10 protein-coding genes are annotated in these 10,381 nt (G+C 73.2%); 3 read left to right on the forward strand and 7 right to left on the reverse strand.

What is annotated here, in order from left to right; all coding sequences use genetic code 11:
* Window positions 1–261: 261 nt before the first annotated feature.
* On the reverse strand, window positions 262–771 hold the full coding sequence (locus ACZ3II_RS39865) for a hypothetical protein (protein ID WP_465525360.1): 510 nt from the start codon (window positions 769–771) through the stop codon (window positions 262–264).
* 41 nt (window positions 772–812) lie between these two features.
* Window positions 813–1,682 carry an RDD family protein gene (locus ACZ3II_RS39870; protein WP_465525362.1) on the reverse strand — a complete coding sequence of 290 codons (870 nt, stop codon included), beginning with the start codon at window positions 1,680–1,682 and terminating at the stop codon, window positions 813–815.
* A gap of 32 nt (window positions 1,683–1,714) precedes the next feature.
* Here ACZ3II_RS39870 and ACZ3II_RS39875 point away from each other — a divergent pair, with 32 nt between their 5' ends.
* Window positions 1,715–2,677 (forward strand): stage II sporulation protein M, encoded by a 963-nt coding sequence (locus ACZ3II_RS39875; protein ID WP_465525364.1) that lies wholly within the window; start codon window positions 1,715–1,717, stop codon window positions 2,675–2,677.
* On the opposite strand, the gene ACZ3II_RS39880 is transcribed toward ACZ3II_RS39875, so the two are convergent.
* Genes ACZ3II_RS39880 through ACZ3II_RS39900 form a run of 5 tightly spaced genes read right to left on the reverse strand, consistent with a single transcriptional unit; the run spans window position 2,644 to window position 7,619 of the window.
* Complete coding sequence (locus ACZ3II_RS39880; RefSeq protein ID WP_465525366.1) at window positions 2,644–3,954, reverse strand: DUF58 domain-containing protein; 1,311 nt, start codon at window positions 3,952–3,954, stop codon at window positions 2,644–2,646. The two genes, ACZ3II_RS39875 and ACZ3II_RS39880, sit on opposite strands and share 34 nt — an antisense overlap.
* Window positions 3,954–4,916 carry an AAA family ATPase gene (locus ACZ3II_RS39885; protein WP_465525368.1) on the reverse strand — a complete coding sequence of 321 codons (963 nt, stop codon included), beginning with the start codon at window positions 4,914–4,916 and terminating at the stop codon, window positions 3,954–3,956. The genes ACZ3II_RS39880 and ACZ3II_RS39885 overlap by 1 nt, the downstream gene beginning before the upstream one ends.
* Window positions 4,913–6,199 (reverse strand): DUF4350 domain-containing protein, encoded by a 1,287-nt coding sequence (locus tag ACZ3II_RS39890; protein ID WP_465525370.1) that lies wholly within the window; start codon window positions 6,197–6,199, stop codon window positions 4,913–4,915. The genes ACZ3II_RS39885 and ACZ3II_RS39890 overlap by 4 nt, the downstream gene beginning before the upstream one ends.
* Window positions 6,196–6,771, reverse strand: a complete 576-nt coding sequence (locus ACZ3II_RS39895; RefSeq protein WP_465525372.1) for a DUF4129 domain-containing protein — start codon at window positions 6,769–6,771, stop codon at window positions 6,196–6,198. The genes ACZ3II_RS39890 and ACZ3II_RS39895 overlap by 4 nt, the downstream gene beginning before the upstream one ends.
* Window positions 6,768–7,619, reverse strand: coding sequence for a hypothetical protein (locus ACZ3II_RS39900; protein ID WP_465525374.1), 852 nt, complete (start codon window positions 7,617–7,619; stop codon window positions 6,768–6,770). Before ACZ3II_RS39900 ends, ACZ3II_RS39895 begins: the two co-directional genes overlap by 4 nt.
* A gap of 61 nt (window positions 7,620–7,680) precedes the next feature.
* Between ACZ3II_RS39900 and ACZ3II_RS39905 the strand changes: the two genes are divergently transcribed.
* Together ACZ3II_RS39905 and ACZ3II_RS39910 are read left to right on the forward strand one after the other, a co-directional pair.
* Window positions 7,681–8,562, forward strand: a complete 882-nt coding sequence (locus ACZ3II_RS39905) for an LLM class flavin-dependent oxidoreductase (protein WP_465525376.1) — start codon at window positions 7,681–7,683, stop codon at window positions 8,560–8,562.
* Window positions 8,563–8,854: 292 nt separating this feature from the next.
* Complete coding sequence (locus ACZ3II_RS39910; RefSeq protein ID WP_465525378.1) at window positions 8,855–10,276, forward strand: hypothetical protein; 1,422 nt, start codon at window positions 8,855–8,857, stop codon at window positions 10,274–10,276.
* Window positions 10,277–10,381 lie beyond the last annotated feature (105 nt).

Raw genomic sequence — 10,381 nt, forward strand, 5'->3', positions numbered from 1 at the left:
CCCGGCCGGAGCCCCCGGAGCTGGCGCTGGAGCAGGTCGCGCGGGAGTACCGGGCGGCGGAGGCCCGGGTTGCCGCGGCGGGTACGGCAGCGGGAGTTCGAGGACCTGGCGGGCCGTCTGCGGGCCGTCGCGGAGACAGCCAACGAAACGGACCGCCGGAAACCGGAGGGTGAGGTTCCGGCCGGGGCGTGGGTCACTTTGATGCGTTATGACGCGGGCCCCGAAGTGGTGGTCAACTTCGTGACGGCGCGGCGGCGCGGTTCAGGCCTGCCGGGCCGGTGGGGCTGAGCTGTACGGACGGGCTGCTGGGGACGCGAACCTGACGTCGCGGATCACGAAGACGATCGCGGCGACCAAGGCGACGGTGGCGGCGGTCCACAGCGGGTAGGCGATCAGGCGGCGGTCCAGCGGGCCGTCGGTGATCAGGGTGGCGTGACCGGTGGCCAGCAGGCGCAGGACGACGGCGGCGGCGAGCCAGGCGACGGTGGCACGGTCCAGAGGCAGGACACTCCGCGATCGAACCATCCATCGGGCGAGCGCGGCGGCGGCCAGCAGCAGGGCCACGGCCCAGACCAGGTCGTCGGCCTCGTCGCGCCAGGGGCCGAGGCCGGCGGCGCGCATCAGATAGGAGTACAGGTCGTAGGCGAAGGCGGCCGCGCTCAGATCGGCGCTGCCGTGGGTGACGACGGTGATCCGGGACTCGGAACGGCCGACCACCAGCAGGGTGTGGATCAGGTCGGTGATCGCGAAGATCCACAGCGCGGGTGTCATCGGCGCCTTCGGGGTGAGAGCAGGGGCGGTTCGGGTGCCTCTTACGGCGAGGTGGGGCGCGACGACCGTACAAGAGAAGCTTTGGTGGTGGGGGTTTTCCCAAAACCGGGCAGAACCCGCTGGGTGACGGCGCGCGTGCCGGCCAGTTGCATGGCGGAGCGGCGGCGGCGTTCGGCCAGCACGGCGACCAGGAACAGCCAGGGCGCGGTGCCGGGCGGCGGGGCCGGGGACACCTTGGCGGCGACCTCGGTGTGCAGGCCTTTGCCGAGGATCGTGCGGTACGGCTCGGCGAACTGATGGGACCGGGCGGCGAACTGGCGGATCGCCTCGGCCAGGTCGTCGTCGACGGCGGACAGGTCGGCCGTGGACGCCCACAGGGCCAGGCCGGGTGGCATGCCGGGAACCAGGTTCCACGGGACGGGACGGCGTTCGTGCACGACCAGGGTGCCGGCGGCGAGGTCGCCCAGGCGGCGGCCGCGGCGCGAGGCGAGCATGGTGGTGAGGCTGCCGGCCCAGGTCACGAACGGCATGAGCAGGCCGGGCCATTCGACGGCCAGGCCGATCAGGGCGCGGGTGAAGGCGTGCCGGGCGCGGATCGGGCCGCCGTCCTCGCGGATCACCCGCAACCCCATCACGACCTTGCCGGGGCTGCGGCCGTTGCTGCTGGTCTCCACGACGGTGGGGTAGCCGACGGCGACGAGCGCGATGATGATCAGCCAGACGGTGTCGGGGAGCAGATAGTCGCTGTACGGGTACGGCAGCCACTGGGTGAGGATCAGGTACAGCAGGAACAGGAAACCGGCCACCATCACCTGGCAGACGATGTCGAACATCAGCGCCAGGGCCCGCGACCCGAGTCGGGCGGGGCGCACATCGATCTCGACGGCTTCGGCGGTGGTCAGCACCCGCACAGTCAACACCACCTGCGCACTAGCATGCGAGCGTGGATCTGGATGCGTACGTTGCCGAGCACGGCGGTGAGTGGCGCCGGCTGGAGGCGCTGATCAGCAGACGTAAGCTGAAACCGGACGAAGCCGACGAGATGGTGCTGCTGTACCAGCGGGCCGCGACGCATCTGTCGATCGTGCGCAGCCGCACCCCGGACGCGGTGGTGCTGGCGGATCTGTCGCGGCTGGTGCTGTCCGGGCGGGCGGCGATCGACCGGGGCGGCCGGATGTCGTGGCGGCCGGTGGGGCGTTTCCTGGCGTACCGGCTGCCCGCCGCGCTGTACGCGACCCGGCTGTGGTGGCTGACGGTGATGGTGGTGATGGTCGGGGCGGCGTGGGCGCTGATCGCCTACTCCCTCGATCATCCGGATGTGCTGACCACGTACTACTCGCAGAACATCGACGACGCGCAGCTGATCGACGATTTCGTCAACTATTACAGCGAGTACCGGGCCGGGACGTTCTTCAGCCGGGTGTGGGTGAACAACGCGATGCTGGCCGCGCAGTGCCTGGCGTCCGGGGTGCTGATCGTGCCGGTGTTCTACCTGCTCGGGTCGAATCTGATCGCGATCGGGATGATGGGCGCGGCGATGTTCGACGCCGGCGCCGGCGACGTGTACCTGACCTACATCGCTCCGCACGGGTTCCTGGAGCTGACGGCGATCTTCATCGGTGGCGGGGTGGGGTTGCGGCTGGGCTGGGCGTGGATCGCGCCGGGTCCGCTGCTGACGCGCCGGGAGTCGCTGGTGCGGTGGGCGCGCGAGGGCATGGTGGTGGCGGTCGGGCTGGTGCTGGTGCTGCTGGTGTCCGGGATCCTGGAGGCGTGGGTGACGCCGTCGCCGTTGCCGCCGTTCGTGCGGATCGGCATCGGCGGCGGGCTGTGGCTGGCGTTCCTGGTCTACGCGCTGGTGTGGGGGCGGGCGGCTCAGAGCCGGCCGGAGGCCTTGAGCAGCAGGTAGACGTCGGCGACCTGCCCGGCGAACGTGTCCGCGTCGGCGTCCACGACGGTGGCGCCGGCGTGGGACAGCACGTCGCGGACCCGGTCGCGTTCGGCGAGGACCCGCTGGGCTGCGGCGGCCCGGTGCACGTCGCCGGCGTCCGGGTTGTCCGGCAGCGTGGCGAGGCGGCTGACCAGGGGGTCGCGGACCCCGGCGACGATCACCTTGTGCCGGGCGGTGAGTTTCGGCAGCAGCGGCAGCAGCCCGGCGATCATCGGGGCGGTGTCCAGCGCCGTGAAGATCACCAGGAGGGCGCGTTTGCGGTCGCGGCGCAGCATCTCCTGGCCGAGGACGGTGAAGTCGGTCTCGGCCAGCACCGGTTCCAGCGAGGCCATGCCGTCGATGAGCCGGGACAGTTTGGTGCGCTGGCCGCCGCCTTCCACCCGGGTCCGGACGACGCCGTCGAGGGCGAGCAGGTCGACCCGGTCGTCGGCGCGGGTGGCGAGCACGGCCAGCAGCAGCGCCGCGTCGATCGAGGCGTCCAGCCGGGGCGCGTCGCCGATCAGCACCGACGAGGTGCGGCCGGTGTCCAGGACGCAGAACACCCGCCGGTCGCGTTCCGGTCGCCAGGTGCGCACCACCACGTCGTTGGCGCGGGCGGTGGCGCGCCAGTCGATCGACCGGACGTCGTCGCCGATCACGTATTCGCGCAGGTTGTCGAATTCGGTGCCGTGCCCGCGCCCGCGGGTCACCACGGACCCGTCGACGACGCGGAGCCGGGCCAGTTTCTCCGGCAGGATCCGCCGGGACGGGAACCGCGGCAGGACCCGCAAATTCCAGGGCGGGGTGTGTACGGTGTTCCAGCGTTGCCGCCGCTGCCGGTAGGCCAGCCCGAGCGGCCCCATCGACCGCAGCGTGACCCGGACAGCCGGGCGGTCGCCGTGCCGGGTCGGGGTGAGTTCGGTGGTGACCGGTTGTTCCCGCCCGGCGTGCAGGGTGATCCGGTGGAACAGCGGCCCGGCGCCGGCCGACGGCACCCAGGCGTCGCGCAGCCGCAGCCGTACGGTGCGGCCGGAGGTGTTGGCGACGGTCAGCAGCACCCGGGCGGTGCCGCCGAGCCACACCGTCCGGTCGCCGTCGCGGCGCAGCCGCAGCCCGGTCAGCGGCCCGGCCATCGCCGCGTCCAGCAGGGCGAGCAGGATCGCCAGGCCGGCGACGCCACCGGCCACCGGCCACGGGGCGATCGCCACGAACGGCACGCCGAGGGCCAGCAGCAGCGCGAACCGCGCGGTGACCATCAGCGCGGCGCCGGCACGGCCGCCAGCACCGAGGCGAGCACGCCTTCGACGGTGGCGCCGTCGAGTTCGGCGTCGGCGCGCAGCCGCACCCGGTGCCGCAGCGTCGGCACGGTGTACGCCTTCACGTCGTCGGGCAGCACGTACTCGCGGCCGTTGAGCCAGGCGTTCGCCTTCGACACGGCCAGCAGGGCGGTCGCGCCACGCGGGGACGCCCCGAGTTCCAGGGCGGGCGCGACCCGGGTGGCCCGGCACAGGTCGACGATGTAGGCGAGGACGCTGTCGGCGACGTCGACACGCTGGACGGCGTACCGTCCGGCGATCAGGTCGGCGGGCCCGGCGACCGGTTGCACCCCGGCGGCTTTCAGGTCGCGGGGGTCGAACCCGCGGTGGTGGGCGCGCAGGATGTTGAGTTCCTCGTCGCGTTGCGGCAGCGGCACCGACAGTTTCAGCAGGAACCGGTCGAGCTGGGCTTCCGGCAGCGGGTAGGTGCCCTCGTACTCGATCGGGTTCTGGGTGGCGGCGACCAGGAACGGCCGGGGCAGCGGGCGTGGCGTGCCGTCGACGGTGACCTGCCGTTCCTCCATCGCCTCCAGCAGCGCGGCCTGGGTCTTCGGCGGGGTCCGGTTGATCTCGTCGGCGAGCAGCAGGTTGGTGAACACCGGCCCGGCCCGGAAGTTGAACGCGCCGGTGTGCGCGTCGTAGATCAGCGAGCCGGTGACGTCGCCGGGCATCAGGTCGGGGGTGAACTGGACCCGTTTGGTGTCCAGGTCCAGGGCGGTGGACAGGGCCCGGATCAGCAGTGTCTTGGCGACGCCGGGGACGCCTTCGAGCAGCACGTGGCCGCCGCACAGCAGCGCGACCAGGACCCCGCCGACGACCCCGTCCTGGCCGACGACGGCTTTGCCGACCTCGGCGCGCAGCCGGCCCAGGGCCTCCCGGGCCTGGTGGGATTCGGTGTTCACGGCTGCTCTCCTTCATGACGGGGTGCGGTGACGTCGTGCACCAGGTGCTGCAGCAGTTTCGCGGCCTCGACCAGGTCGGCGTTGGACTCCGGCGGGTCGCCGTCGAGGATGTCACGCACGTACCGGACGGGCAGGCCGGCGTGGGCGGCGATGTCCTCGACGCTCGCGCCGGCGGGCAGGGCCAGGTGGGTGGTGAGCCGTCGGCGGGCGGCGGCTTTCAGGATGTTCAGGGAGGCCGCGCGGGCGCGGCCGCGTTCGTAGAGCCGGGCGTGGCCGAGCATGGTCTCGTTGGCAGGCACCCGCGACGGCAGGGGTTCGGCGACGGGGGCGCCGAGCCTGCGGGCGTACGCGGCCGCCAGCGCCAGCATGATCAGCAGCAGGAGCAGCAGTGTCGCCCAGAGGGCCGGCGGCAGCGCCTCGAACAGCGGGTCGTTCTGCTGCTGCCCGCCCGACCGCGGATCGCCGCCGTCACCGGAGTCGTTCCCCTCACCGGATCCGTCGCCGTTGCCCTGACCGCCGTCGCCCCGGCCTCCCCCGGACGTGTACGTGGGCTGCGGGCTGAACGGCTGCCCCGGCTCGCCGGTCCGCGTCACTCTCGGTGTCGGGGTGGGCCGGTCGCGTTCGTGCACGTCCAGCCACACCACCCGGCTGTTCTGCGACAGCAGCCCGACGGCCAGGGCGGCGTTGCCGTGTTCGGCGATCCGGTCGTCGCGGAACGGGTCCGGTGAGCCGACCACGGTCAGCCAGTAGTAGCCGTCGACCCGGACGGTGACCAGGGCACCCTGGTAGCAGACGGTGGCGCCGGGCTGCGTCTGATACTCGGTGAGCCGGACCGCGGCGGGCCCGGCGGCGGCCGCGATCGGGTCGGCGCAGCCCGGGTCGGCGACCTTCGTGGTCCAGTGGCTGCCGGTGGCCTGCACCGGCCAGCTGCTGCGGCGCAGGGTGCCGGCCGACGGGTTGACCACGACGACCCGGCTGCCGCCCGGCAGCCGGCCGATCCGGCTCAGGTCGGCCAGGTCCGGGGTGGTGACGAACAGGGTGGCCGGGCTGCCGCGCCGCATGGTGGCGACGGCTTCGGCGGTGGTCTCGGCCCGGTGCACGGTGATGCCGCCGGCCCGCAGCCGGGCGGCCAGGGTGAACCCGGTGATCTCCTGTTCCTGCCGGGGCGACAGGAACTGCGGGTCGTCGGTGTCCGGCGTCTCGATCGCGTGCACGATCAGGGTGCCGGTCACCGCGGTGGCCAGGAGCGCGAACGGGATGGCGGCCTTCAGCCAGCGCTTCATCGGCGCTCTCCGGGGTTGAGGGCGTCACGGACCTCGGTGGTGAGGTGGCGCATCTGCTCGTCGTCGGAGGCCCCGGCTGGCTGGTGGCCGTACCAGACGCGGGAGAACAGCCCGGTCGCGCCGGTGAGGGCGGCGGCGACGGCGGGCCGGCCGGTGGTGGCCTCGGCGGTGATCTCGGCGGCGGTGGTGCCGGGTTCGGGGGTGACGACGCCGGCGCGGGTCAGGTCGGTGACGGTGTCGCGCAGGCGTTGCCGGATCGCCTCGTCGTAGCGGCCCTCGGCGGCGAGCCGGTCGGCGAGATCAGCCGGGGCTTTCTCCGCGGTGGGCGTTCTGCCGCGCTTGATCGCCTCGCGTGGTTTGTCCGTTCGGCTGTGCTTCGCTTTCTTGGTCCGCCGTTTGAACCGCGGCAGCCGGAACCGGACGTTGAAGCGTGGCAGCCGCCGCGGGATCCACGCCGGATACCAGTACCAGCCGGCCGCCCACAACGCGGTCACCGCCACCAGGATCAGCAGCAGCGTTCCCGGCGACACGATCCCGGTCACGGCGCCGATGAACTCCTCGTACCCCCTCACCGGGTCACCACCAGGGCCGCGGCCGCGTCGGCGCCCCGGCTGCGGGCCCGGCTCACCGCGATGTCCAGGCCCTCGGTGCGGATCCGGATCTCCAGCAGCAGCACCGCCGCCAGGCAGGCCAGCGCCGCGTAGGCGACCCCGTTCGCCAGGGTCCACGCCACCGGCACCGCCCAGCCCAGCCAGCCGGTCCCGGAGAACGGGGTCAGCCACTCGGCGATCACGATCCAGCCGCTGCCCAGCGCCAACCGGACGACCAGCCAGGTCAGGTAGCCGAGGATCTGCACGCCGATGCCGCGCATGCCGCCGCGGGTGGCACGGCCCATCGCCCGGCCGACCGCGGTGAACGGGTTGCGGACCCGGTCGACGGTGAGGGTCGCGGTGGCCAGCCCGGTCAGCCCGTAGATCAGCGGCCACAGCACGAACCCGGCCAGCGCCGCCGTGCCCGACAGCAGCGCCACCAGGAACGCCACCGGCAGCACGGCGAGCGGGCGGCTGCGGCGCCACAACGTCCGGTCGGCGGGATCCTGGCCGAGCAGGGCCGGGCCGGCGGCGGCGCCCGCGTACCCGGCGAGCAGCGCGATGATGAACGCCTCGGTGGCGAACCCGGTCGCGAACACCGGCCACCAGCCGGGGGCGGTCACGTCCGGCGGCAGATAGTAGTAGGGCGGGATCATGCCGGCGGCGTCGCGCAGCACCGCCAGGACGGCCTGCTCGCCCGCGGCGAACACCAGCGACAACCCGAGCAGCGGCGCGGCGCGGCGGCGCAGCAGGGCCACCGCCGCGTCCAGGGTCTCGCCCGCGGTCATCGCCCGCAGCGGAACGATGCCCGTCTCCCGGAACGCCTGCATGGCGGGCATCCTAGGTGAACACCGCATCGGCGTCTGCGGCCGGTCTGGCAGGGTGGCGGCCATGCGACTCTCGATCTGGCCCGGTGCGGCCCAGCCGTACGCCGACATCCTGGAAGTGGCCCGGCACGCCGCCGACACCGGATGGGACGGCGTGTGGATCGCCGACCATTTCATGCCGAACGCCGCACCCGGCGTACGCCCGGACCATCCCGTCCTGGAAGCCGGTTCCCTGGTGGCCGCGCTCGGCGCGGTGCTGCCGCGGGTGCGGATCGGCACCCTGGTGTACGGCAACACCTACCGGCATCCGGCGGTCGTGGCGAACATGGCCGCCACCGTCGACCAGCTCACCGGCGGCCGGTTCACCCTCGGGGTCGGGGCGGGCTGGCAGGTCAACGAGCACGAGCAGTACGGCATCGAGCTGCCGCCGGTGAAACAACTGCTCGACCGGTTCGAGGAGGCGCTGCGGGTGTGGCACGGGCTGCTGCGCACCCCGGTGACCGATTTCCAGGGTACGTACTACCAGCTCACCGGTGCCGTCTGTGAACCCAAACCGGTCCAGGACCCGATGCCGATCATGATCGGGGCCAAGGGCGAGAAGCGGATGCTGCGGATGGTCGCCGAGTACGCCGACCAGTGGAACACCTGGGGCCTGCCGGAGGTGATCGCCCACAAGTCGGCGGTCCTCGACGGGCACTGCGCGGCCGTCGGCCGTGACCCCGGTGCGATCCTGCGGACCGCGCAGGCCCTGGTGTCCGTCGACACGCCCCTGCCGGACAGTCCTCGTGCCCCGGCGTACGGCGGCAGTCCCGACCTGGTCAAGGCCACCGTCGAGGCGTACCGGGAGATCGGCCTGGACGAGCTGATCATCCCGGACGGCCTGCTCGGCACGGGCCCGGCCCGCCTGAAGGCCCTCGACACCATCTTCACCCTCGTCAACCCCTGACCCCGCCCGGCCGTCGCCCAGCCCGCCTACCGCCCGCCCGTGACCGGCCTCAGTGACGGCCGAGCCCGCCGGCCGTCGCCCAGCCCGCCTACCTCCCGGCCGTGACCGGCCTGAGCGACGGCCGAGGTCGCCGGCCGTCGCCCAGGCCGCCTTCCGGGCGGCCGTGACCGGCCTGGGCGACGGCCGAGGTCGCCGGCCTTCGGCCAGGCCGGTTGTCGGGCGGCGGTGGGGGATGGCCACGGCCGGTCTGCGTGGTCCGTACCCGGAAAGGGGTCCGTGGTTTGATCCACGGATGGCGATGCGGGTGGGGACGAGGCGGCGGGTGCGGCGGGCGTTCCGGGACGGCGTCGAGCTGGACCTGGGCGGGGAGGCCGTCGACGGCGAGTTCCTGGCGCAACTGTTGCGGGACGGCACGGCGGGCCGGCTGACGCTGACCGGTGCGAGGATCACCGGGGAGCTCGATCTGAGCGGGGCGCGGGTGGAGTCGCCGGTCCATGTGCGGCGGTGCGTGTTCACGGCGCCGCCGCGGCTGGATCACGCCGAGCTGGCGTCGGTGAATCTCGACGGCTGCACGATGCCGGGGCTCGAGTGCGACGGGATGCGGATGACCGGGGATCTGTCGGCCCGCGACGCGATCATCACCGGAAGCGTGTGGTTGCAGCCGGTGCGGTTGGGCGGCACGGTCGAGCTGGATCGCAGCACCATCGACGGCACCGTCTTCCTGGAGCGGGCCGAGGTCGGCGGCGGCGTGCACGTGACGGATGCGGTGGTGACGCACGGGGTGCGGATGTCGGATGCGCGGGTCGGTGGCAGTGTGACGTTGTTGCGGGCGCGGGCCGGTGCGCAGGAGGGCACCCGGACGGCGGTCCGGGCGGTGGGGCTGACCGTCGGTGGTTCTCTGACGCTCAGTGGCCTGGACGCGGACGGGTCGGTGAATCTGATCGGGACGCAGGTGAACGGGGCGATCAGCCTGCAGGACACGGTGGTCCGGCAGCGCGGTGACGGGCATGCGCTGCTGCTGATCGAGGCGCGGGCGCAGTTGCTGACGCTGCGGCCGGCGGCGGCGTCGCGGGGGCCGGTGAGTCTGCGGGACGCGCGGGTGGGGCGGCTGGTCGATGATCCGGTCGGGTGGCCGCCGGGCTGCCGGGTGGAGCTGGACGGGCTGACCTATGAGCGGTTGTCGCGCCGGTCGGAGGATCCGGTGCAGTGGTCGGCGCGGCAGCGGCTGGCGTGGATGGCCCGCTATTGCGAGGGGTTCGCGCCGGGCCCGTACGACCAGTTGGCGGCTGCCTTGACCCGGGACGGGCGGGAGCAGGAGGCCCGGCAGGTGCGGGTGGTGCGGGAACGGCGCCGGCATCGGGCGATGGGCTGGGCGGGCGCGGTGTGGGGTGCGGTGCAGGACGCCGGGATCGGGTTCGGGTACCGGCCGGGCCGGGCGCTGGTGTGGCTGCTGCTGGTGGTGGCGGCCGGTACCGGCTGGTTCGCGTGGGCGGGGCCGTTGCGGGCGGTGAAACCGGATGAGGCGCCGGCCTGGGATCCGTTCCTGTACACCGTCGATGTGCTGGTGCCGTTGGTGGATCTGGGGCATGACAAGGCGTTCGATCCGGCGGGTGGGGACAAGGCGGTGATGCTGGCGGTGATGGCGGCCGGCTGGGTCCTGGCCACCACGGTGATCGCCGGTGCGGGCCGGACGCTGGGCCGCGGCGGGGTGTGAAGACGTGGGTGTGGCGGTTTGGGCCGGAGGGGGCCCCCCCAAAACAACCCACCCCAAAAACCGCCCCCCCCCGGGGGCCGGCCGGGTTTTTATAAAGTAGGAGAG

Source organism: Actinoplanes sp. NPDC019969 (assembly GCF_055562375.1).

Excerpts from the sequence above, each read along its gene's own strand:
- ACZ3II_RS39900 (WP_465525374.1), bottom strand. The coding sequence starts at position 7,619 with ATGCAGGCGTTCCGGGAGACGGGCATCGTTCCGCTGCGGGCGATGACC.
- ACZ3II_RS39910 (WP_465525378.1), top strand. The coding sequence starts at position 8,855 with ATGGCGATGCGGGTGGGGACGAGGCGGCGGGTGCGGCGGGCGTTCCGG.
- ACZ3II_RS39905 (WP_465525376.1), top strand. The coding sequence starts at position 7,681 with ATGCGACTCTCGATCTGGCCCGGTGCGGCCCAGCCGTACGCCGACATC.
- ACZ3II_RS39865 (WP_465525360.1), bottom strand. The coding sequence starts at position 771 with ATGACACCCGCGCTGTGGATCTTCGCGATCACCGACCTGATCCACACC.
- ACZ3II_RS39880 (WP_465525366.1), bottom strand. The coding sequence starts at position 3,954 with ATGGTCACCGCGCGGTTCGCGCTGCTGCTGGCCCTCGGCGTGCCGTTC.
- ACZ3II_RS39890 (WP_465525370.1), bottom strand. The coding sequence starts at position 6,199 with ATGAAGCGCTGGCTGAAGGCCGCCATCCCGTTCGCGCTCCTGGCCACC.